Annotated in this window: 20 protein-coding genes and 8 pseudogenes; 11 read left to right on the top strand and 17 right to left on the bottom strand. The window is 35.1% G+C overall.

From position 1 onward, the window contains the following. Nucleotides 1-463: 463 nt before the first annotated feature. From rpmH to mnmE, 5 genes and pseudogenes are all read left to right on the top strand, one after another. Complete coding sequence (gene rpmH / locus ARADI_RS08495) at nt 464-607, top strand: 50S ribosomal protein L34 (RefSeq protein ID WP_004906236.1); 144 nt, start codon at nt 464-466, stop codon at nt 605-607. A gap of 13 nt (nt 608-620) precedes the next feature. Then, entirely contained in the window at nt 621-980 is a 360-nt protein-coding gene (gene rnpA, locus ARADI_RS08490; protein WP_119711783.1) for a ribonuclease P protein component, read from the top strand. Then, entirely contained in the window at nt 944-1204 is a 261-nt protein-coding gene (gene yidD / locus ARADI_RS08485) for a membrane protein insertion efficiency factor YidD (RefSeq protein ID WP_119711782.1), read from the top strand. Before rnpA ends, yidD begins: the two co-directional genes overlap by 37 nt. A gap of 2 nt (nt 1205-1206) precedes the next feature. Further along, nucleotides 1207-2847, top strand: coding sequence for a membrane protein insertase YidC (gene yidC / locus ARADI_RS08480; protein ID WP_119711781.1), 1641 nt, complete (start codon nt 1207-1209; stop codon nt 2845-2847). Nucleotides 2848-2960: 113 nt separating this feature from the next. Beyond that, nucleotides 2961-4324: pseudogene (mnmE, locus tag ARADI_RS08475) on the top strand (tRNA uridine-5-carboxymethylaminomethyl(34) synthesis GTPase MnmE). 336 nt (nt 4325-4660) lie between these two features. Here the strand turns inward: mnmE and ARADI_RS08470 are convergent. Next, nucleotides 4661-5142, bottom strand: a pseudogene (locus ARADI_RS08470) (TIGR00645 family protein). Between the two features lie 1230 nt (nt 5143-6372). Between ARADI_RS08470 and ARADI_RS08465 the strand changes: the two are divergent. After that, nucleotides 6373-6660 carry a hypothetical protein gene (locus ARADI_RS08465; protein WP_119711780.1) on the top strand — a complete coding sequence of 96 codons (288 nt, stop codon included), beginning with the start codon at nt 6373-6375 and terminating at the stop codon, nt 6658-6660. 325 nt (nt 6661-6985) lie between these two features. Here ARADI_RS08465 and ARADI_RS21660 read toward each other — a convergent pair whose 3' ends face one another. From ARADI_RS21660 to ARADI_RS21645, 4 genes are read right to left on the bottom strand one after another with little or no spacing between them, the layout of a single operon-like run. Continuing rightward, the gene (locus tag ARADI_RS21660; protein ID WP_238149297.1) at nt 6986-7186 is read right to left on the bottom strand and encodes a hypothetical protein; all 201 of its coding nucleotides are present in this window, start codon (nt 7184-7186) and stop codon (nt 6986-6988) included. After that, nucleotides 7159-7818 carry a solute carrier family 23 protein gene (locus ARADI_RS21655; protein WP_238149296.1) on the bottom strand — a complete coding sequence of 220 codons (660 nt, stop codon included), beginning with the start codon at nt 7816-7818 and terminating at the stop codon, nt 7159-7161. Before ARADI_RS21655 ends, ARADI_RS21660 begins: the two co-directional genes overlap by 28 nt. Then, entirely contained in the window at nt 7803-8030 is a 228-nt protein-coding gene (locus ARADI_RS21650; protein WP_238149295.1) for a hypothetical protein, read from the bottom strand. The genes ARADI_RS21655 and ARADI_RS21650 overlap by 16 nt, the downstream gene beginning before the upstream one ends. Nucleotides 8031-8086: 56 nt before the next feature. Beyond that, nucleotides 8087-8338 (bottom strand): solute carrier family 23 protein, encoded by a 252-nt coding sequence (locus ARADI_RS21645; RefSeq protein ID WP_238149294.1) that lies wholly within the window; start codon nt 8336-8338, stop codon nt 8087-8089. Nucleotides 8339-9270: 932 nt separating this feature from the next. Here ARADI_RS21645 and ARADI_RS08455 point away from each other — a divergent pair. The 4 genes and pseudogenes from ARADI_RS08455 (at nt 9271) to ARADI_RS08440 (ending at nt 13854) form a co-directional block, all read left to right on the top strand. Further along, nucleotides 9271-10904, top strand: a pseudogene (locus ARADI_RS08455) (FAD-dependent oxidoreductase). 1011 nt (nt 10905-11915) lie between these two features. After that, on the top strand, nt 11916-12299 hold the full coding sequence (locus tag ARADI_RS08450) for a hypothetical protein (RefSeq protein WP_119711779.1): 384 nt from the start codon (nt 11916-11918) through the stop codon (nt 12297-12299). Nucleotides 12300-12381: 82 nt separating this feature from the next. Continuing rightward, a pseudogene (locus ARADI_RS20950) lies at nt 12382-12600 on the top strand (helix-turn-helix transcriptional regulator); the annotation flags it as partial. A gap of 9 nt (nt 12601-12609) precedes the next feature. After that, a pseudogene (locus ARADI_RS08440) lies at nt 12610-13854 on the top strand (cytosine permease). Nucleotides 13855-13951: 97 nt separating this feature from the next. On the opposite strand, the pseudogene ARADI_RS08435 reads toward ARADI_RS08440, so the two are convergent. The 12 genes and pseudogenes from ARADI_RS08435 to fdhD all read right to left on the bottom strand — a co-directional run. Beyond that, nucleotides 13952-14378: pseudogene (locus tag ARADI_RS08435) on the bottom strand (GNAT family N-acetyltransferase). A 556-nt stretch (nt 14379-14934) separates the two neighbouring features. Continuing rightward, nucleotides 14935-15624, bottom strand: coding sequence for a TonB-dependent receptor domain-containing protein (locus ARADI_RS08430; RefSeq protein ID WP_119711777.1), 690 nt, complete (start codon nt 15622-15624; stop codon nt 14935-14937). A 446-nt stretch (nt 15625-16070) separates the two neighbouring features. Beyond that, nucleotides 16071-16226, bottom strand: coding sequence for a hypothetical protein (locus ARADI_RS08425; RefSeq protein ID WP_182853166.1), 156 nt, complete (start codon nt 16224-16226; stop codon nt 16071-16073). A gap of 18 nt (nt 16227-16244) precedes the next feature. Beyond that, nucleotides 16245-16532, bottom strand: coding sequence for a hypothetical protein (locus tag ARADI_RS08420; RefSeq protein ID WP_119711775.1), 288 nt, complete (start codon nt 16530-16532; stop codon nt 16245-16247). A gap of 123 nt (nt 16533-16655) precedes the next feature. Beyond that, nucleotides 16656-17012, bottom strand: coding sequence for a hypothetical protein (locus tag ARADI_RS08415; protein WP_119711774.1), 357 nt, complete (start codon nt 17010-17012; stop codon nt 16656-16658). Between the two features lie 183 nt (nt 17013-17195). Further along, complete coding sequence (locus ARADI_RS20945; RefSeq protein WP_369407003.1) at nt 17196-17534, bottom strand: TonB-dependent receptor plug domain-containing protein; 339 nt, start codon at nt 17532-17534, stop codon at nt 17196-17198. A gap of 91 nt (nt 17535-17625) precedes the next feature. Continuing rightward, complete coding sequence (locus ARADI_RS19700; protein ID WP_255420662.1) at nt 17626-17757, bottom strand: hypothetical protein; 132 nt, start codon at nt 17755-17757, stop codon at nt 17626-17628. Nucleotides 17758-17988: 231 nt separating this feature from the next. Continuing rightward, nucleotides 17989-18444 carry a surface lipoprotein assembly modifier gene (locus ARADI_RS08405; RefSeq protein WP_119711773.1) on the bottom strand — a complete coding sequence of 152 codons (456 nt, stop codon included), beginning with the start codon at nt 18442-18444 and terminating at the stop codon, nt 17989-17991. A gap of 65 nt (nt 18445-18509) precedes the next feature. Beyond that, a complete protein-coding gene (locus ARADI_RS08400) occupies nt 18510-18902 on the bottom strand; it encodes a hypothetical protein (RefSeq protein WP_147392395.1) in 393 nt (130 codons plus the stop codon). Nucleotides 18903-19149: 247 nt separating this feature from the next. Next, the gene (locus tag ARADI_RS08395) at nt 19150-19287 is read right to left on the bottom strand and encodes a hypothetical protein (RefSeq protein WP_182853165.1); all 138 of its coding nucleotides are present in this window, start codon (nt 19285-19287) and stop codon (nt 19150-19152) included. Further along, a complete protein-coding gene (locus tag ARADI_RS08390; protein WP_119711771.1) occupies nt 19262-19864 on the bottom strand; it encodes a HupA family protein in 603 nt (200 codons plus the stop codon). The genes ARADI_RS08395 and ARADI_RS08390 overlap by 26 nt, the downstream gene beginning before the upstream one ends. A gap of 350 nt (nt 19865-20214) precedes the next feature. Then, nucleotides 20215-20945, bottom strand: a pseudogene (fdhD, locus tag ARADI_RS08385) (formate dehydrogenase accessory sulfurtransferase FdhD); the annotation flags it as partial. A gap of 265 nt (nt 20946-21210) precedes the next feature. Between fdhD and fdnG the strand changes: the two are divergent. Further along, nucleotides 21211-24205: pseudogene (gene fdnG, locus ARADI_RS08380) on the top strand (formate dehydrogenase-N subunit alpha). Nucleotides 24206-24252 lie beyond the last annotated feature (47 nt).

The raw sequence follows: 24252 nt of genomic DNA, 5'->3' as shown, positions 1-24252 counted from the left end.
GATGTATAAATGAATAAGGAAGTAAAAAGAATACTAGCACATATATTAGATATACATAACACCTAGTAACAGATAACTTTAAATCAAACTGGACTATTAGTCTCTACTTTGAGCCAAATAATTTTTTGATCTTTTAATGATCCTTGAGATTTCCATGAGAATCCGTATAATTTTGCACCTTGTGTGTGATATCATCATTTTTTCAGTTTTCTGGCAGTGCTTGGTAAAAAAGAAAAGTAGAATATTCTCGTTTTAAGTTTTATCGTAGCTAATCGTGGAGAAGAAAGGCGTTAAATTTTTCTCCGCTATTACGTAATTCTAGATATTTTATTACAATCCTGCCTCTTTGCTATATATATTAGTGTTGTTGCGATTGGATATATCAGTATTGTTTGTTCCACTGGTCACCCACGAATTTACTGAATCAATAATAACTATTTTATTAAGTTAGGTAGAAACCGCTATGAAACGCACTTTTCAACCGTCCGTACTAAAACGTAACCGTTCTCACGGTTTCCGTGCTCGTATGGCCACTAAAAATGGTCGTCAGGTTTTGGCTCGTCGTCGTGCTAAAGGCCGCGCTCGTTTGACCGTTTCTTCAAAGTAATAACCCTATCGAAGTGGTTATGCTTGCTTTTCCTAGGGAGTTAAGATTATTACCTCCCAGGCATTTTGATTATGTCTTTCAGCAGCCACAACGGGCAAGTTCTCCAGAAATCACCATTCTTGGACGCCTCAATGAGCTGGGATACCCGCGCATCGGTCTTACTATCGCAAAAAAAAATGTTAAACGGGCACATGAACGCAATCGAATTAAGCGATTAATGAGAGAATATTTTCGTTTACATCAGCATGAATTGCCTTCGATGGATTTTGTGATACTAGTAAGAAAGGGGGTTGCTGATTTGGATAATCAAGAAATCACTGAAACATTAGGCAAATTATGGCGTCGTCACTGTCGTTTGGCTCGCGGTTCTTAATCTCGATAATAAGAGGTTATCAATTGATAGTAAGTCCATTGTTAGGGCCGCGCTGCCGTTTCAACCCTACCTGTTCCCTATATGGGATCGAAGCACTATATCGATTTGGATTGATAAAAGGTGGTTGGTTAATGATGAAACGCGTATTAAAATGCCATCCTTTACATAGAGGTGGTGACGATCCTGTTCCGCCTAGACAGAATGACCATAATAGAGAACATTAACGATGGATTCACAACGCAATCTTTTATTCATCGCTTTGCTATTTGTTTCGTTTTTAATTTGGCAGACATGGAAAAGTGATAAAACACAACCTATAAAGACAGACCAAATCGTAAAACAAATGGATATGCCAAGTCATGATGACCAAGCTAATCTAGGTCATGAGCAAGCTAAATTTATCACAGTAAAAACCGATGTGCTTGAATTACGCATCAATACCCGTGGCGGCGATATTGATCAGGCTGAGCTATTGCTTTACCCGAAGGAATTACATTCATCTGATCCGTTTCTTTTATTGGAAACCAGTAAAGATTTTATTTATCAAGCACAGAGCGGCTTGATCGGTCAGGATGGTCCCGATAACCCTGACTACAATAATGGATTGCGTCCTTTATATCTCTCAAATGCAACCAGTTATGTGTTGCAAGATGGCCAAGATGAACTGCGTGTTCCTCTTACCTTTACTGGTAAAGATGGAGTGGTTTATCAGAAAGTCTATCTATTAAAACGTGGTAAATATAATATTTCTGTTGAGTATAATATTGACAATAATAGTGCGAAACCATTGATGCTAGCTTTTTTTGGTCAGTTAAAACAGACTGCAGAACTACCAAAAGAGCGTGATACAGGAAGTAATAATTTTGCCTTACATACTTATCGTGGTGCAGCATATTCTTCCGATGAAACAAATTATAAAAAATACAGTTTCAGTGATATTACTGATAATAATTTAAATGTTAATACTAAAGGTGGTTGGGTCGCAATGTTGCAGCAATATTTTGCTACAGCGTGGATCCCTGGCTATCAGAATCAAAACGCCTGTTATACAATCGATTTAGATAAAGTCATTGCTATTATTGGCTATAAGAGTTTGCCGATAACAGTTGCGGCTAATAGTAAAGGAAATTACACCTCAACCTTGTGGGTAGGTCCTGAATTACAATCGGAAATGGCAGCAGTTGCACCACATTTAGATTTAACTGTGGACTATGGTTGGCTGTGGTTTATTTCTCAACCATTATTTAAACTATTGAAATTTATTCATGGTTTTATCGGTAATTGGGGCTTTTCCACCATTGTTATTACTTTTATTGTGCGCGGGATTATGTATCCATTAACCAAAGCGCAATATACTTCAATGGCAAAAATACGCCTATTGCAGCCCAAACTTGCGGCGATGAAAGAACGGATTGGTGATGATAAGCAACGTATGAGCCAAGAAATGATGGCTCTCTATAAAGCAGAAAAAGTCAATCCATTAGGTGGTTGTCTGCCTTTATTGATTCAGATGCCTATTTTCCTAGCTTTATATTATATGTTGATGGGTTCTGTTGAGCTGCATCATGCTCCCTTTATTGGTTGGATCCAAGATCTATCAGCTCAGGATCCATACTATATTTTGCCGTTATTAATGGGTTTGACGATGTATATTATTCAGAAAATGTCGCCAACGACAGTAACTGATCCTATGCAACAGAAGATTATGACCTATATGCCGGTTATTTTTACGGTATTTTTCTTGTGGTTTCCTTCTGGTTTGGTTTTATACTATATCGTTAGTAACCTGGTGACGATTATCCAGCAACAAATTATTTATCATGGATTAGAAAAGCGTGGCCTACATAATAGTCGCGATAAAAAATAAGTTTTGGCATTTTGTTATTTGCAATTGAAGAAATAACAAAATAGAAAATGTATTAAGGCGGGTATTAGACCGCCTTAATCATATTTATGGTAAAAATTGAGAGTAAAATGAGTATATATACTAATGATACAATTATTGCGCAGGCAACCCCTCCTGGACGTGGTGGTGTTGGTATTTTGCGAATATCAGGGCCAAAAGCTGTTGAAGTTGCCCGCATTGTTTTAGGTAAAGTACCTCGGCCTCGCTATGCGGATTACCTGCCTTTCTATGATAACAATGGCAAAGTGTTAGATCAGGGAATTGCCCTCTATTTTCCCGCCCCCAACTCATTTACTGGTGAAGATGTTCTTGAATTACAAGGACATGGTGGGCCTATCATTATTGATTTATTACTTAAGCGGATTTTATCTATCAATGAGATTCGGATTGCTAATCCAGGTGAATTTTCTGAGCGCGCATTTCTTAATGACAAAATGGATTTAGCTCAGGCGGAAGCTATTGCTGATCTAATCGATGCAAGTACTGAGCAAGCTGCTCGTTCAGCGGTAAATTCGTTACAAGGTGTTTTCTCACAGCAGATTTATGAAATAGTGGAAGCGCTTACTAACTTACGTATTTACGTTGAAGCTGCAATTGATTTTCCAGATGAAAAAATTGATTTTTTATCTGATGGTAAGATAGAAACAAAATTGAATAAGGTGATAACCCATTTGGATAGTGTGCGTTTACAAGCTTATCAAGGCAGCTTATTGCGAGAAGGCATGAAAGTTGTGATTGCAGGACGACCGAATGTAGGTAAATCTAGCTTATTAAACGCGCTATCTGGCCGTGAAACGGCGATTGTAACGAATATTGCTGGCACAACCAGAGATGTATTACGTGAACATATTCATATTGATGGTATGCCACTGCATATTATTGACACGGCAGGCTTGCGTGAAGCGACAGATGAAGTTGAGAGAATAGGTATTGAGCGAGCCTGGCAAGAAATAGAGCAAGCGGATCATATATTATTTATGGTGGATAGCACCACTACAGAAGCAACTGAACCTGCGCAGATTTGGCCGGAATTTATGGCGCGATTGCCGAAATCTTTACCTATTACGGTAATTAGAAATAAAGTCGATATTACTAATGAACCAATAACGATAACAAAAGTTAGTAATTACGCACTTATTCGCCTGTCAGCCTATCGCAAAGAAGGTACTGATTTATTAGGTCAATATTTGAAAGAAAGCATTGGATTTAATCATCATATAGAAGGCGGATTCTTAGCCAGACGCCGTCATATTCAAGCACTTAAATTGCCGCAGAGCATTTACAGCAAGGTTATCAACAGTTAGTGTTTGCTCACTCTAGTGAGTTATTAGCAGAAGAACTTCGTTTGGCTCAACAGGCATTAAGTGAAATTACAGGGGAATTTAGCACGGATGACTTATTAGGTCGTATTTTTTCCAGCTTCTGTATTGGAAAATAGCATGTAAACTAAAACAATCACTCCACATCAGCAGGCAGATTTATTTCAGGCAATGACCTATTAAGTTTAAAGCTACATTGATATATTCTCGGCCTAAAGGTCGAGAGTTGTTACTGTTTTTAGATCACAAACGGTTCTTTAATTGGCTTTATTTTTGATTAAAATGTTTTACTTTAAGTCGTTTAATATTTTAACGACTTTAAATTTTATTAAATAACCGGCAAATTAACTGACTATTTTTTACTGTAATTTATCGGAATATGTTTATCTAACCCTGGCGCAAAGGAGATAATTTTTCTTTATATAGCACTGGATAGGATGATTTAATTAGATTCATTAACTTTTGGTATTTTTACTCATTCTATCAATATAAGCCATGCCAAAGTCAGATAAAAAAAGCTAAATGGATAATTACACTCCACATTATTTTATTATCGGCTACTTTTTCAGTTTCCATAAATAGTCGTAAAAGATGAACTGAAGAAATAGCAACAATTGATGAGGCAACTTTATTTCTAATGGAATTGACATCCATTTTGTCCATCCAGCTTAATTTTTGATGTCTATCATCAACGGTCATTTTTAAAATAAAGTTTTCGTAACCTGAAAACATCACTATAACTAAAAGTCCACCAACCAGTGATAAAACCGTTAATATTAATCACTGATTCAGTGATAGTAAAAAGTTCAGAAATGATATGAGTTATCTGCTGAAAAAATTTTAAAGTGAGTAAAATAAATCCAAATCATAGTCCTATATAAACAGGAAAAAGTAGCCATTTTGATGGGTAAATGATTTTTTCTATCGACTTTTCCATGTTATTTATCCTTTTTTATGTGAATTTCTAAAATTTAATTACCAAAAGTATTATTTTTTCTTAAAAAAGAAAAAAAACTTAAATACTGTTTTATAAAGTGATTTTGATAATTATCATTATTGCTAGATTGAGATATTTTCCAACATAAAAGTTTTTTGTTAAATACCATTTATAATACGGATTTTGCAACTAAAGCTAGTTTATCATTAAGTGTATTTTTGGATCTTCATTTTCTTTCTTGGCCTTTATTTTTTGGTTGAAAAAATAATTTATTTTTAATATTTCATTAACAATAAAAAACAGTATAAGACGATAATTGGCTTTATCACCAGCATGTTGTTTTATTAATTAGTTATAGTAAAACTAAATTGAATATAGCTAATGATAAATGGTATTTATTCTATTAAAATTTTTATATTAAATTAGTAATTGCTATATTATTTATTATATTAAGCTATTAAACCTTATCTTGATAATCATTAGAAATGATAGAATACATTAATTTATTTAATATTGAAATAAATTAAATGAAAATATAAGCAAAGATTTAAAAAAATTTTAAATTTATATAAATATTATAGGTTATTAGATTAAATATTTATTTATTTATTTATTTATTTATTTATTTATTTATTTATTTATTGTGTTAATTTTATATAAAATACTGCTTGAAATTTAAGAAATTATATTTATTCTTGACTAAATATACTAAAAACTAATATTTAATAGCAATTAAAAAAAGACCATTAGGAGATGTTTTATCATAGACAATCAGCGCAGATAAAAACTATATTAATAAATTTAAGCATGCTTTAATTATCTATTTAAAAGATAAATCAATTGATTAATATAAAGCATGTAGATTGATATGTTAAAATAAATAAAAAAACTCATCAATATTAAGAAATATACTTTAGTATAATATATGAATTTTGATTTTCAACAGGGCCTTCTAATAATATAGTTAGGCGCTACCGACTAAAATGTTAACATATTATTTACATTATATTTTATCGTAATATCCAATTTTAAAGTAAAATTGGAGCTAGCAGATGAGTCAATGTTTTTTTAGATGTTTATCAAATCTGATTATTATCAGTTATCAATTTTCAATGGGACAGATCGCACAAATAAGCCAATCATAATAGCTATGAAAAATAATAAACATTAATATATTTCTGTTTTTTTAAAATTGATAATTTTTATAACTATCTGATTATAGAAGTGATTATGATTGTCGAGTTTCTTTTTATTAGGCGCCGCTGGAAGTTTCAACTATTAACAATTGCTTACTTACTGACAACTGCATTCTCTGCGAATGCAACAACCTGCAGCTTAATGAATAAATTAACCAAACGACCATTGTTGATGGAAGTCACACAACCCTATTCTGCCGATAATTCGATGGATGGTATACTTTATAAAATGGTTTTCTCCGCTAATAGTAAATACGATTATGATGTTTTTAGTAGTCGCAAACAATACCACGGAAAATACCGTTATCGCCTGGTGGAGTAAAATATTGGTGTAATTGACGCCCAAGAAGAGTTTGAAGGGCAAGCTACTCACTATACCATCACCTTACTATGTGAAAATGAACATAGCGGCGTCTATTTTTATCAACAAAGTAAAGGTATTGGAGGCCAGAGAGTTAATATTGGATGCTATTATATTGATAAATAGTGTTATTGAGAACACTTTTCGCTGAGCCTAAGTTAAAGTATGTTACTTATAACAAAGGCTAGTGAAAACCACAAACTCAACGCTGGTTAAAGTTTAGGTTATTGTTTAAATGTTAACGATTAACTTGCTAATAAGTAAATGCAGCCGTTAATCGTTGATTTTATTTTACTAATTCTCCTGATTTTTCTCGGTTTTTCTCAATAATAACCATCGTTTTATTGCTCTTATAGGGGCATATAGTGACATATTGGCTGACAGAAGGATCTGTTTCTTCCATCAGCGTGGACGATACTTTATTAAACGTCAAATTGGCCAGAATAGCGATCACTGTACCTATGGTGATGCCACTATGGAGGAACATTTGCATCTCATGCTAGGAAAACCTTCAAATAACTGTGTTACCATGATAGGCATCAGGCCAAGAGCTAACGTTAGTGCTACTATCATTTCGTTATTATTATGTCGATAGGTAATACTGCTGAGCGTGCGAATTCCCGATATGGCGACCATACCAAACATTATGACGCTGGCTCCTCCTAATATCTGTTTAGGAATTGCTACAACCAGTGCGGCCATTTTGGCAAACATCCCCATTAGAATGAGAAGCACTCCCGAAACGGAGACAACGAAGCGGTTACGCACACCGGTAAGACCAATCAGACCAACATTTTGAGCAAACACAGCATAGGGAAAAAGACTAAACAGCCCTCCTACCATAGTTGCAATACCACAGGTGTTGAAACTGTTACGTAAAGTGATAGCATCGGCCTTTTTGTCAACCATATCACCAATAATCATCATTGATGACATGGTTTCTATCATCACCACCACCATAACCATAGATAGCAATGCGACCGGGACAATGTGAAATTCGGGCTTAGCTAGCCACATAATTTGGGGAAAATTGACCCAGGGTGTTGAATTGAAAAAATGAAAATCAAGTGGCAGAAAGCAACTCCAGATAACCGTACCACCTATTAAACTAAGAAGCATAGTAATATTTTGATCATTCCTGTCATAAAGTGATAGATATGAAGAATAATAAGTGTCAGAGCTGCTATGACAAACGGTAAAATACTTCCGCTATTGCTACTAATAATCCAATTGACTACAACGGGCATTAGCGAAAGCCCAATCAATGTCACAATCAAACCCATGACAATTTTAGGGAAAAACGCACAAGATGGCATATCCAGGGTGCGCATATCAGCGTGAATAATCCTGCGATAATTACGGCGTGGGAAATGCCGCTAATACCATACTATTTACCGATTAGCATCATTGGAACCAGTGTGGCAAATGTGCAGCCTTTCACTAATGGTAAGCGACAGCCAATCCATGACCCAAAACCCAAGGATTGGGCAATAGTTGCTATTCCGCAGATAAACAGATAAGTACTAATTAATAGAATAATTTGCTCTACGGGTAAGCCGACAGCATTACCGATAACTAATGGAACGGCGACTGCGCCTGCATACATCACTAAAACATGTTGCATTCCGTAAAATATCATTTGCCCAATGGGAAGTATTTCGTTAACTAGGGCTGATCGGTGTTTGGAAAGAACAGTTAATGTAAGTGTTAGAACAGTATTTGGCATACAAACTGGTCTAAATTACTTCAATCAGCATTTCAATAAATATCAATATCCATGCGTAACCCATGCTAATATAAATAAAGAAGTAAAAATGTTGGTGCCATTCGTGAATCAAGTCACGTTTTGTTGTCGGCCGAGCCGATAAATAGGAAGGTATCATTAAACAAGGATCAAATATGCTTATTTTATACTTGAGGCTAATTCTCATCTTGAGAATAAAGCAAAAGCTGCTGATTACGGCTATTAGTTTTCAACTCTGCATTAAAATCACAATCGATATTACTTGCTATAGTAGAAAAATTTACTTTTATCCGACTTTTATTAGTCGAAAAGAGATATTTCCTGGTTTCACTGTGATACGTCATTCTCAAAGTGAGAATAATTTATGACAAGAAGATGGGTAGTGTTAAACATGATAAGGGCAAATTTTTGAAGCGAATCGCAAAATTTTATGTTAGGCCTAAATTATTAAAAATATTTGCCCAATTATTGCATCCTAATTGTAACAGTATACCTGAACTTACTAGCTAAGAGAGCGAATGAATAAATTAATTATTGCTGATTCAAGTGAATGCATCGGTTGTCATGTTTGTGAAATTGCCTGTGTGGTTGCTCATAATCATCAACGTTAGCCACAGAGCACTCGTGAGTTTGTTCCGCGTATAAGAGTATTGAATGACGCGAAAAATAGTATTGCAGTAACCTGCCGTCATTGCAATAACGCTCCTTGTATTACCAGTTGCCCGGTGGATGCATTGTGTTTTGTTAGCGCAACGGTTCAGCTTGATCAAACTCGCTGTATCTGTTGTAAAAGTTGCATTGTGGCCTGCTAGTTTAGCGCCATTGATATGGTGCCGATAGTGGATTCAGATATCGCCCTGGCATAAAAATGTGATATGTGTCAGACAATTAATGCTGACCAACCAGTTTGTGTGAAACATTGTCCCACGCAAGCGTTACGGATTGTTGATGAACAATCGTTGTTAACTTTGCGTCAAAAGAGACAACAAAGAACAGTAAATAGAAATTTTCGCCAGCTTGAAAAACAGCCACGATGTAAACAGATACTGAATAAATCGCTGCGAAAAGGAGCGCAGAAAGTTTCTGCCCAGGAAACGTATTCAACACTTTGCAGAAATTTATATTGGGCTTAATCAACAATAAGCTAGTTATGAGAGCAGCCGTTGCCTATATTGCGCACAAAAAGCATCCTGTAATTTAGTATGCCCTTTGCATAACTATATACCATATTTCATTCAGTTAGTTAGTGAAGGAAATATTATTGCAGCTGCTGAATGATGTCACCAGTCCAGTTCATTATCAGAAATATGTGGTCACGTCTATCCACAGGAGCGGTTATGTGAAGGTGCATGTACTATGAAACAACATGAGGGATCGGTCGCTATTCGAAATTTGGAGCGCTACATCATTGACACTGCACTGGCACAAGGCTGGCAACTAAATTTATCACAAGTAAGCCGGGGTTCAGAATGAGTGGCGATAATAGGTTCTTGACCAGCTGGGCTTGGTTGTGCCGATATCCTTGTAAGAGTGGGGGGTTAAGGCCGATGTCTATGAGCGTCATCCCGAGATCGGTGGATTACTTACTTTTGGTATACCTCCTTTCAAACTTGATAAGCAGTTATTAAGTTTTAGACGCGAGATTTTCAGTACAATGGGTATTCAGTTTCATCTAAATTGCGAAATGGGTGAGGATATTGCTTTCTCTATGTTGGCTAATGATTATGACGCTATTTTCCTTGGCATTGGAACCTATGGTTTGATGAATATTGGATTGGAAAATGAGCATGCATCAGGTGTAATTCAGGCGCTAGATTTTTTGACTGCCAGCACGAGACGGGTAATGGGATTAGAAGATGATCCTCGCTATCCTTTGACGTAAAAGGCAAAAATATCGTGGTATTAGGCGGTGGTGACATTGCAATGGATTGTCTGCGTACAGCAGTGTGTCTTAGCGCAGCCAGTGTAACTTGTGCTTATCGACGCGACGAAGCGAGTATACCCGGTTCGAAAAAAGAAGTGATTAATGCACGAAAAGAAGGCGTTGAGTTTTTATTTAACTTCACCTCAGCAGATTATATTAGATGATACTTGACAAGTATCAGCGCTAAGACTGACCCGAGTTCGGTTGGGGGAGCCAGGTAAAGATGGGCGGCGAAGGCCGCAACTTATTGCCGGTTCAGAATTTGAACTGGCGGTGGATGTATTAATCATTGCTTTTGGTTTTCAGCCATATGACATGCCTTGGTTGCGGGGACATAATATTAAACTTGATGATTTGGGGTTGCTCCAAACCGGAGCTCAAGGGCGTTTGTTGATACAAACTAGTAACGATAAAGTATTTGCTGGTGGTGATGCCGTGCATGGTGCAGATCTGGTTGTAACGGCAATGGCTGCGGGTCGACAGGCTGCGCGGGATATTCTTAAACTATTTGATCGAAAAACGTCTAATGGCCAATGAGTTATAAAAATAACATTGATCAATCATAGTAGAGAATAATATAATAGATAGAAGCAAATAACTGTTTGAATGGTTGACTGGTTGTAAACGGTTTAGCGATATTAATATATTAAGCATTAAACAGTTTTTTACATTAATAAAAATGATAAATTTAATATTTTTAAAAATTAGTTTTCTATTATCAGGATAGCAGAAAAATCGAAAAATCAGACAAAAGACCAACATAATCTAACAGTAAAACCGTGATCTTAAATTAGCAGTAACCTCTTCAATAAAATGAGTAAATTAAGATAATTTTGCCAATATACGTAAAGATGTAAATTGTTTAATTAACTATTGAGCCATAAAACGTAATCAGCTAGAGTAATATTATTATTGGTAGACGCCAATAACCGAGGGTTTTACAGCCTTGTTCACTAACACACTGGTAAGAAGTTTTACCAGTGCTGCTTGTAGTGCCCTCTATGGCGGTTCAGGTAGAGGAGCCAAAAGGCTCGCCGGAGTTAGTGCCGGTCTGCAAACTTTATCTGGATCGCCTCCAAAATAGAAGGCGATAGTAAAAATGCTTGAGTTAATCTATAACAGGCCAGGTGCTAACATAGTTGTTGTATTACAAAAAGATATAACTCTATTATTTATTTACCGCAAATTCGGATTAAAATCAAAAATAGACTTATTCGCCTTTTTTCAATTGGTGAAAAGAGTATTATTGCTGGTATAGAGCTCCATCCATCTGCAATCTTGCCAAGTTATTATTGAGATAGTCCAGAAAGCTTTCCAATATAAGTATTGATATTGAATGCATAACTTAATAAAAAATTATTTTGCTGTGAACGACTATTTCGATTTAATAATCTTAATGTTATTTTTTAATACGACAAAGTTCAAATTTAGGATTAAAAAATTAAATATTTTTTGAGAAAAAATAATTTTCTAATTTATCTTATCACCTTATGAAATTGCATATAATATTGTTTACTAAGTTATTAATGGGTCTTGGTGAGCAATAATATGAATGATATATCTATTAATATTATCGATTCAATTATTATGATGATAGAAAATCTTGATGAACCTTGTGGAATTAAAAGTATAAATTCAGAGCATATTTATATGAATAATTCTGCCCGCCTTTTTACAAATACACCCAAAAATTTTTCCATTGAAGGTAAAATGGATGAAGCTTTTCCTACTACTTGGAGTGAATTATTTCACGAGCTTAAAGAACATGATGAGTTAACGAAAATTGAATCCTCTACGATGAGAGTAATTGAAATAGATTATTGGAATGGAAGTTCTACCTTAATACCGTATATTAGTGAAAAAATCCCCCTATTAAATAAAGATAAAGAGTGTATTGGAGTTTTATGGAATGCAAAAAAATACTCAATATAAACCCATTTATCTATCATGAAAAAAAAGCTGTCAGTACATTAAAAACTTATCAATAAAGTAGTTTTTTTTCAAACGAGAACTTGAAATAATATTTTTACTACAACAAAGATTCGGTAGTAAAGAAATAGCAAAATATTTAAATCTCTCACCTATAACAGTAAATCATAAATTACAGGTTATTTATCAAAAAATGGGTGTTAATTCGGCCAGACAACTTATTGAATACTGTAAAACATATTCCCTTGATAATTTTATACCTGAACGGTTTTTAACTCCAGGTGTTCCCCTTATAACAAAGTAAATTAATTATATGAATTTAATAGATAACTATCCAATAAATCGTGTCCCCACCAATATACATTTATCCTTTCTGAGTGTTACATTAGTTCATGCTGGTATGCTAACTGCCTTAGATCAATTTATGCTAGGTGCAGTATTAGGTAATTCAATGATTTTAGCTATTTTTATTAGTAGTATTATTTTGGGCATTATTACTTTTGGTTTAGGCTTTGCGGGAATGAAAGAAGGGTTGTCCAGTAGTCTTTTAGCTAGATGGTCTGGCTTTGGGCGCATTGGACCAATTTTGGTCAGTCTTACAATAGCCATTAGCTTGATAGGTTGGTTTGGGTACAAAATGCAGTTTTTACTAAAGGGCTTAATTATGCATTAGGTCATAAATTGGGTTTTGAATGGTTAGCAACGTTATCCGGTTTATTTTTGACGATCCTGGTTGCTTTTGGTTTTAAAGCGCTACGATTTACAGCCTGGATTGCAGTCCCTTTTTTTTGTCATCGTGATTTTATTGATTTCGGCAGGAATTCTTGAACATCATAATAGCATGGATTTGATTCAGTCAGTTCCTGGTGGAGAAACAATAACGCTGTCTTCTGCAATCACATTAATTATGGGAGGATGTATCGTTGCTACGCTTATTACGCCAGATATGAGTCGATATTCAAAAAATAGCCGTCAGGTATTTTGGATAGTTATGGTATCAATTATTCTTGGTGAATTTGTCATTAATGGGCTGGCTATATTATTAACTAGAGCGTTAAATACTGCAGACGTCGTAACCATTATGATGCAAGTGGCTGGTGGTATTGGCTTGTTAGTGGTGATCTTCTCTACTTTACGTGTAAATGATATTAATCTTTATTCATCGTCATTAAGTATTGCCAATTCAATTTCAGTATTGACCGGCAAAAAAGTTAATTACACTATTATCACTTTAGCTATTGGTATCATTGGGACAACTCTTCCTGTTTTGGGTATTTTAGACAGATTTGTTGGTTTTTTGACCATCCTTGGTGTTGTCTTTCCGCCGATAGTTGGTGTTATGCTAACGGATTATTTTATTATAAAGACCCATCGAAATATTCTTCAGGAAACGTAACAACCAGAAAAAATTCCAGCTAATAAAAATACACCTTTAATTGGTTGGAATGCTGTTTCCGCCTGTATAATTGGCATAACCGTAGAAGTAGGCATACCAACGATTAATTTTCTACTCGCTGCTTGTATTATTTATGGTTTATTAAGCAAAATTAAGAGATAACTAACGGTGTAACAACGAAAAAATTGTATGAATGGCGCCACTCTGATGAGCTGGTCAATCCAGAAAGTAGTTTAAGTTGTTACTAATACTAACTAATTTAGCATTCATCACTGCTTTTCAGGGACTTTGACAAATAATAGTGGGTATAGCAGTGAGCAAACTTGTCTAAATGGCTATATTCCTTATAGCCTAATTTTTAATAAAAATTAACGGTTTGAAAGTCAAAAGTATCAACATAGGCCATATGACATTTTCTTTTTATGGCTTCATCTTCTGCTTTTTTCATTAAATCTTTTCGAAAACCTTTTTTTCGATAGTTTTCTGCTATCCATAGATATTGCATATTTAAAACCACCCCACCATGTTCTGGCAATAAAAACCCCAACAATATTATTATTATCCATTAAAGTCACCCTTAGCGGATGCATATCTACCGTGGTAAAATTGGAATTATGTTTCCACAAACTATTGATGATGGTATTTTCTTCTGTAATATTTTCTTTATCGTTAAGTATAAGTTTCATATTCGTATCATCCTTGTTGTTTACTATCAAAAATGGATTTTTAATTTAATTTTTGTGTCTAACAATTATCTATTCATGTTGATTTTTATCTTTCTATTATCGTGGTAATTTGCTGTCACTAAAGTAACTGCTTCATCCTATTAACAGAAAATCATCTGATAATCAAGATTAATTATTGACCTTTTTTATAACTTATAATTTGTTTACTGTAATTAACAAAAGAAGATATAACTAATTTGTTTTTACTAAAAGTTTAGCAATTTTTTATCTGAAAATTTTATAGCTAGTTTAAAGGCTTTTGCCAACACTAGGGTATATTTTTAATTAAATAAATAATGGAGGAAGTAGAAATATGGATATTAATTCTAATAATATAAATTTAAGTTGCAAAAATTAAAACCAAGAATAATCGTTTATGACGATGAAAAAATATTAATAATAAAATCAAGGAATGTATAAATACCATAAAATGGACTAATTTATCGATTTTATATCGATACAAGTAATGAAATACGAATTGGCAAAAGTGGTAAGAATAATCATTGTTATACGATAGTTAATAGGTACGTAAAAAACCACCTGGAAAACCGCCATCAATACATTCTAGAATATTGTGTTGATTATAGAGATCTAAAAGATGCGTGGAGTTAAGATCACAAACTTTATTTTTTATATTATAAACATAACTGATATCACTAAAAATGAAACCATTATCATAACGTCCCTGTATTTCAATACCGGATAATAACTGTCTATCCATTTGGGTAAAATTATAGTGTACATCTCGATCGAATACATTTTCTATTATGGTATCAAAATAGGTTAATTTAATATCAGCGTGTTTTTCTGTTTTTAATAGATTTGCCAGATTATAGTGGATACCTAATTCTCGTGTTTTAACACGTTCCAGGTTGATTTTTTCACCAAGAATAATTTTACGCATTCTAGAAAAACAGACGCTATTTTCAAATAAGCTGGGCACTCTGACTGATTCGGGATAACGAAGATAAACACTTAAATCATCAGTGATGGATAGGGCAGCTGAGATGACCTGGGCAATTCCGTGATCTTTACGTTTTTTCTCTTTTTGCCATAGAATGTCTGCTGGTGGCTCAATGAAAATTTGATCATCATAATAAACATTGAAAGGATAATAGCGTTTTACGGTTTTGCCAGTTTTAAAATCATTCACTTCTTCATCAAAATTGATTTTACCGTTAAAGAAAAGATTATCCCTTTTATGCAATTTTCCATCGTTGGGGTTATAAAGTAAGGGAGTTTATTTAAATCGATAATCGGTTCCGCTTGGGTTATCAGGTCTTTGCATTCTTCTAACATTATTCATCTCAATCTTTTAGATTTGGGAGTATTGTTCATTTTGTTCTTTTATTGCTATATCTAGCCAGCTACATTGTTTTTTTAAGCTATCGATCTTGTTTGTTATTGCTACTTTTGCTGCTCATTAAGTGGATTTTTATTATCGTTTAATAAGTTATTTAATTGAGTTGTTTCGCTATCATAAACCTCCATTTTCTTATTTTTGTTGTTTATTTGTTTTCTTAAGTTACTGCTATAAACTTGAGTGTCATGATCATATTTACTATCTGAGTCATGATCTTGTTGACTATCCGACCGAAAATATCGGACTTTATAACCAGCATGGTGGCCGCTATTTTGATAACCTTTTGCTTTTTAGTCCCTTTTTTTATTAATCAGATCATCAATTGACCAATAAGTAACATAATTGGCACCGGCTGAGAAAGTTAAGAATTCCACCGGTTGCCAGTAGAATTTAAAAGCCAGTTGATACTCTTGCCGGCGGCCTTCTCTGCCAGGATATTGGTACAACCAAATGTTTACACCAGCTTAGTCAGTATGGTTAATTAATTTTTCGTTTTGAAAATGGCTGTTTAGCGTAAGATTTAAATTAGGTGTTAGAGTAAATATATTACTAATATCTAAACCCCAGCGATTATTTTCACTACTATTATTATCGGTATTGATTAACCTTCCATCAATAGTGGGATCTTTAATCACTTGGCGATACTTACAGATGGTGGCAGTATCCCATTTAACATCTCTGTTTATTGGCGCTCTTGGATAACCGCCGGCACTATTGGTATTTGCATTAGTATGGTTAAGCCAGGCACTCATATAAAAATCGAACCATAGACTATCAAGCGGTTAGTATTTAAGGCTGGCGCTACCGGCTTTTTGGTGCACTTGAGCTAAAGGCGATTGCGGAACCATATTGCGATCGACATCAACAAAGCCCATTCAAGAGGGCATAATATCACTGAACTTAAGTCGGGAATCGCGATAAGTAAAATTAACTGTTAAATCATTGGCCAGATGCCAATTGTTTTTTAGCAACAGCGATTCCATCATATTGGAAGTGTTAGGCATTTCTTTGCCAGGATGATAAATATTGGCGACAAAAGACATATAAGGATCGATTTTGGTCTGGAGCTTGGTAAATTCTGATTTAATCGTTTTAGTTACCGGATAACGGTAACGATTTGCTCCCCTGGTACCCGCAAAATAGTTGCCTTTATTGCGGTAACTCGAGGCGATCAACAAATCATATTTCGCTTGTCGCAAGCCAACGGCAATCCGATAAGCATAATCGTCCAAACCGCCTAACGGTTTATCATGGTAATGGTCGGGATGAATATTGATTAAAGGATCGTTAAATAAATAGGCAAAACCACTTAGTCCTTCTGGAATATTACGATAGTCTTCGCCTAATGGTAAATTTTTGAGCTGCGGTTTGGTTGCGTTATTGCTGCCTTCTAATTTAACCGCGAAACCAAAGTTTTAATTTGCTGGCAGAATGTCATTAATATTAATTGTTTTGATGGTAATACCGCCGCCGACCGAACTTTTAGTATGACGTAATAGCGAAGCCCCTTTTTCAATTTCAATTGAACTAATTAAATTAAGATCAAGATACTTACGGTTATTGGCGCCATTGTAGCCGCGGGTTACGGTAATTGATTGCTCGGTGCCATCAACGATTAAGGGGATCCGTCCTTGTCCTTGAATGCCTCGAATATTGGGATCGATAGACGCACCATTACTAGCTTCACTACTATATACACCTGGCGTAGATTGAAACAGATCAGCCGGTGAAGCTACTTTGAAACGTTCTATAATCTCTTTGCCAAGATAAATATTAGAAATATTTTTATCATAGATATTGTCATAACCGTGTTCATCTTGTTATGACATATCAGAAACCTTAATTTTACCTAAATGTTTTTTTCCGCGTTTGTTTATCAGAAGATTGATGTTCAGCATAGCTAATAGCGGGGATAATCGAAGTAGAAAGTGAGATGGCAAATGCTATCGGTTTTTGGCGGCAGTTAAAAAAGTACATGATTTCCTTATCTAAAATAATTTTTAAATTAACAATCAAAAATAACGTTCAAAATTGAGTTGCAGATCGTTTTTTTGATAGCGATAAAGCTAGCCGACATTGCTATTATTATTGCGATGAAAAAAGGTAACAGAGGGCATGAAGCCAATAAGTTTTTTGGTTAGTTTTAATTTAATTGCGTAGATCCATTCTGTATCTTTCCGTTTGGCGGCGAGTCGTTGATCAAAATGTTTAAATTGATGTTGATTCCAAAGTAATAAAAGATTGGTTATCCAGATAAGGTAATGAGCTAAATTTAACGCTGCTACTAATATCATAGCGCTGGTAATCTTTTATTTTCCATTGATGTGAGTGTTTAGAAAAACCAAAAGAGAGATACCAATCCATATTGTTAAAGGGATAGTGAATAGAAAAAGAAGTTTCATGCTTCAGACCATTATTTTGTTGCCATTGGTAATAGTCTTTCCATTTAATTTGTTGATTAATTACTAAATCTAATTTAGCCACAACAATGGGACGATAACGCCATTCAATTTTTGCCCCTACTTCGTAGGCATTCGGATCTTTTTCACTTTGTTCATAACCAAAGAAAGGGCCGGCTAATAAGTAATGTTGCTGCGTTTGAAAATAGTAGCCAGTATAGATATTGGCTCGATATTCATTATATGGGCTGTTTTGCCGATAGATTTAACCATTTGCCGTTAGTCGAATAAAAACCGAATGGGGCTCTTGCAGCATAAATGACTGTGGAGTCATACCGAATACAGAAAAGCCTGATAAGGTGATTTTTTCGGCATTTTGCGAATCAATAGGCAATAGCCCTCAATATTTTTTAAGCACTCTGCTGGGCTACCAGGTGATCTATTGAGATTATCCGTTAGGTGGTAACCTAATGAAAATGTCGCAAAGAAAGAATTTTTATTATTAGCCATAATGAGAAGATATTTTATTTTTTTCTTAACCAGCGCAGGTAAATCTTGCTGTGCTATTAATTCATTTAATAATGGTTTTTCTTTATGATAAATCCGATTTTCAATATAAATATAACTTAAATCGAGCTTGGCGCACGTAAAGTAAGGATTTATTATTATTGTCTGTGATAAATAATGCATAGTAGATTGAAATTCTCGATTTTTATATGACAACAAACCCTGCATAAAATAGATTAAACTCTTATCATGATAATTATTTTTTATTAATTGATTTAAATAATTTTCAACTTGTAGCCAATTTTTTTATTAATAGCAATAAAGATATTAGTAATATAATTCTTATTTTTTTATTTTATTCACTTGTATGTTATTTATTATTAATCGTTTATTGTTAGTCATTTTTATTTCCATAATAAAAAAGCGCATAGAAGTTCAATGCGCTTTTAAAATTTAAAATAAATTATTGTTTAGTGCCGCCAAAAGCAGTATCTAATTCATGATTATCGTTAAATTGGGTAATACCGGTTAGATGGTTGGCATCTGCACCAAAGAATTGGCCTATGGTTGTTAATTCAATTGAATGGGCTGAATTTTCCACTGAAAGAGCCATTACCATTAATATTTGCATCAATATTCATGGTTAATGCGCTATGACTGAATGACTTTTTTAGATTGTTTTGCGCAAAATTGGCGATTAATTCACTAGTCATCAAGCCATAGTTATAATAATCGTTGAACCCTTTAATACTATAGGTGGCGGTACCTGCGGTCGGTATATTTTCCGTAATGTCTTTACCAGAATAGTAAGTGGTGTGAGAGGAAGAAGACATATTACTAGCTTGCGCCCATTCACCGAAGAAAGCATCAACATCGACGAGTTTAGCGAATGCAAATGATCCCATATTGGGGTGGTGGGAATTGCTTGTACCACCAAGCTGATAAACGTTATTATCATCTTTGTCAGAGTACATTATCAAACCGGGAAAGCCGATTTTATTACCGCCATGTAATTCAGATAAACCAATAACCGGATCACCTTTTTCGGCTTTATGAAAGCCTTGAGATGCATATTCCATTTTACTGATAATTAAATAATTGCCATGAGGGGCATTAAATTTATCATAACCAGTTGCTGCATGTCTAAAGTTAATATATCTAATTGATAATGTTAGCAAGGTAATAATATTTAATTTTTTTATTTTTAATTCCTTGTAAAAAAAATTAAATTTTATATGATAAAAAATGGAGTAGACAAATAACGCATTGTCTTAAATAATAATAAAATAAAAAATAATCTAAGTAAATGATAGTTATTATTATTTATTTATAAAGTAAATAAATATATAACTAACTAATTTAATAGCAGTATGATTTAATTTTATTTTTTAAAATTAATAGTTATTTCATATCAGTGATTAAAATTTAAAAATGTGATCTCAATTAAATAAATGAGGCGGTAAATAAAACAAAATTATTTTATAAAATAATTTTGTTTTATTAATTTAATTATATTTATTGAATTTTATTATTCAGTTAAGCGTTCGGGATAACTAAAAATAGTGGCTTTACCCGGTCGACAAAAACCAACTAACGTCAATTGACATTGTTGAGTAATTTCAACCGTAAGGGAAGTGACGGCTGAGATAGCAAAGAGAATTTCTACCCAGCAGGTTGCTGCTTTTTGTACCATTTCATAACTTGCTCTGCTTGAGATTAACACTGCGCCGTTTTGCCATTTTTCTCAACTTTTCATACCAAGCAATTTATCAAGTGCGACATGATGGTCAATGTCTTCACAGCCTCCTGCTAGCTCACCGAAGGAAGTTATCCAGGCTGCGGCATGAGTACAGCCGGTTAATTGGTCAATTTTTTGGAAGGTATTTAATTGAGATAAGGCCTGATCCAGATAAGTTAGTGAAAATGATTGCATGAAAGGAAGCGGATTGATTGGGCGAAATAGTTGGCTAAGTTGTTCTGTGCCACAGATGCTACAGCCAGTCCGGCCAGTTAGATTACGCCGTTGTGCTTTTAATGCCATAACCTGGCGGGGTGATATAGTTCAATATTTAATTCTATGCCTTTTGAGTCATATTTACTGATGTTGATATCGCGAATTTCTTCAGCAGATTGGATAATGCCTTCGGACGGCGAAAAACCTACAGCGAATAGGGTTAAGTCTTTTGTGCTTGCCATCATGACGGCATGGGAAATACCATTGTAGACTAAGGCGATAGGAACTTCTTGTGCGACATTGTCCAAATTAAAAATTTCCTTTTGGTAAACTTTTGTTTTAGATATGCCGATGTTTTTTAATATTTTTCATCATTTTAGTTGCACAAAAATTATTCATTAGCCGAATTCCTAATAATATAATACATTAAAAGAGATTATATTAATTATTATGGATAGAGAATTTAATCAGACCAAAAAAGATCGTGATTTAATAAAAAATGATCACCTATTTTGCTGTTTTTTTATTTTATGGAAACCAATGTCAGTCATGTGAATAAGGAGATTTTTAATGCAAGTCAGCAGAAGACAGTTCTTGAAGATCTGTGCTGGCGGTATGGCAGGTACAACGATTGCTGCTTTGGGTTTTGCTCCGGCAACTGCATTAGCATCTGCGCGTCAATATAAACTATTACGTGCCAGAGAAACCTGAAATACCTGCACATACTGTTCAGTTGTTTGTGGATTATTAATGTATAGCCTTGGTGATGGGGCTAAAAATGCCAAAGAAAGCATATTCTACATAGAAGGTGATCCCGACCATCCGGTAAGTCGAGGCGCTTTGTGTCCAAAAGGTGCCGGATTAATTGATTTTATCCATAGTGAAAGTCTTCTGCAATTTCCCGAATATAGAGCACCAGGCTCTGATAAGTGGCAGCGTATAGCTGGCAAGAAGCATTTGATCGGATTGCTAAGTTAATGAAAGCCGATCGTGATGCTAACTTTATTAAAACCAATCCTTCCAGGACAACCGTTAATCGTTGGTTAACAACCGGTATGCTGTGTGCTTCGGCTAGTAGTAACGAAACCGGTTTTGTTACCCAAAAATTTTGGCGGGCTCTGGGAATGTTAGCGGTTGATAATCAAGCTAGTGTCTGACATGCGCCAACGGTAGCAAGTCTTGCTCCAACATTTGGTCGCGGTGCCATGACAAATCATTGGGTTGATATTAAAAATGCTGACCTGATCATTGTTATGGGGGAAAATGTGGCGGAAGTTCATCCGGTCGGATTCCGTTGGGTAATCGAAGCAAAAATCCACAATAAAGCTACTTTAATTGTCATTGATCCGCGTTTTACCCGTACTACATCTGTGGCAGATTTTTATACTCCTATTCGTTCAGGTACTGATATTACTTTTTTATCGGGTGTGATTAACTATCTAATAAGTAATAATAAAATTAATAGCAAATATGTGAAATCTTATACCAACGCCAATTTAATTGTGCGCGATGTTTACCATTTCGAGGATGGGCTATTTAGTGGTTATAACGCTAAAAATCGCCAATATGATAAAACTTCTTGGAACTATGAGTTAGATGGCAACGGTTTTGCTAAACGAGATGAAACTCTACAGCATCCACGTTGTGTTTGGCAGTTGCTTAAGTTACATGTCAGTCGATATACGGCGGAAGTGGTTGCCGATATTTGTGGAACACCGCAAGAAGATTTTATTAAGGTCTGTGAATATATCGCTGAAACCAGCGAAAAAGATAAAACCGCTTCTTTTCTCTATGCACTAGATTGGACACAACATTCTATCAGTGCGCAGAATATTCGTACCATGGCAATTATCCAGCTATTACTAGGTAATATAGGAATGGCCGGTGACCGAGTTAATGCTTTACGGGGACATTCAAATATATAAGGTTTGACTGATCTCGGGTTGTTATCACAAAGTTTAACCGGTTATATGCACTTACCATCGGAAAAACAGAGCACGTTAGCCAGTTGTTTAGCGGCCAATACACCAAAACAAACACTTCCTGATCAAATTAACTATTGGCATAATTACCCTAAATTTTTTGTTAGTTTAATGAAAACTTTTTATGGCGACAAGGCGCAAAAAGAGAATGATTGGGGTTTTAACTGGGTACTTAAATGGGATAAAAGTTACGATGTACTACAATATTTTGAGATAATTAATAAGGGGGAAGTTAATGGTTATATTTGTCAGGGATTCAACCCGCTTGCCTCTTTCAACGATAAAAATAAAATCATTAGTTCCTTGTCCAAATTAAAGTTTTTAGTCACTATCGATCCATTGAATACTGAAACCGCTTGTTTTTGGCAAAATCATGGCGAATTTAATGATGTGCAGCCAGAATAAATTATGACCGAGGTTTTCCACTTACCCTGTTGCTGTTTTGCTGAGGAAAATTGCTCTATTGTTAATTCTGTTCGTTGGCTACAATGGCATTGGAGAGGCGCAGATGCACCCGCAGAAACGCTCGGTGATGGAGAAATTTTAGCTGGTATTTTTGCATCGTTTGCGTCAGCTTTATCAACAACAAGGTGGCGCTATACCTGAGCAACTGTTAAATATGTGCTGGGATTACTGTGATCCTTATCGCCCAACAGCGGAAGAAATTGCGCAAGAAAGTAATGGTTACGTGTTGGCAGATTGGACGGATGCTATGGTAATCTACTGGTGAAAAAAGGCCAGTTACTGTCAGCTTTTGCCCAATTACGAAATTATGGTACTACCAGCAGTGGTTGTTGGATTTTTGCCGGTAGTTGGATGTTCGCGGGTAATCAAATGGCTCGCCGAGATAATGCCGATCCTTCTGGTCTAGGTAATACATTTGGTTGGGCATGGCCGGCTAACCGCCGCATCATTTATAATCGAGCATCCGCTGATCCGGCGGGAAAACTCTGGGATCCTAAGCGGCAATTAATTAAGTGGATGAAGCCAAATGGACAGGCATTGATATTGCTGATTATAGCGTGGCACCGCCAGATTCCGGTGTTGGGCCATTTATTATGCAACCAAAAGGATTAGACCGTTTATTTGCTTTAGATAAGATGGCCTAAGGGTCCTTCCCTGAACATTATGAACCTTTTAAAACTCCATTAGCAACTAATCCGTTACATCTAAATGTTATCTCTAATCCTGTTGCCCGCCTATTTAATGACGATCTTAACGCATTAGAAAACGCTGAAAAATTTCCTTATGTCAGAACAACTTATCGCTTAACTGAGCATTTTCACTTTTGGACTAAACATGCGCATTTTAATGCTGTTATTCAACCTGAGCAATTTGTCGAAATTCGTGAACGATTGGCAGAGAAAAAAGGTATCAAAGCGTGCGATGTGATTAAGGTTAGTTCTAACCATGGTTATATCAAAGCGAAAGCGTTGGTGACTAAGCGTATCGGTACCTTAAAAGTTGATGGTCGGGAAATTGATACAATTGGTATCCCAATCCATTGGGCATTTCAGGGACTGACGCGAAAAGGCTTTATTGCCAATACGCTAACGCCATTTGTTGATGATGCCAATACTTAGACGCCTGAGTTTAAAGCATTCTTGGTTAATGTGGAAAAGGTGTAAGG

Source organism: Arsenophonus endosymbiont of Aleurodicus floccissimus (assembly GCF_900343025.1).
GTDB lineage: Bacteria > Pseudomonadota > Gammaproteobacteria > Enterobacterales > Enterobacteriaceae > Arsenophonus.
This window is presented reverse-complemented; position numbering and strand designations above follow the sequence as displayed.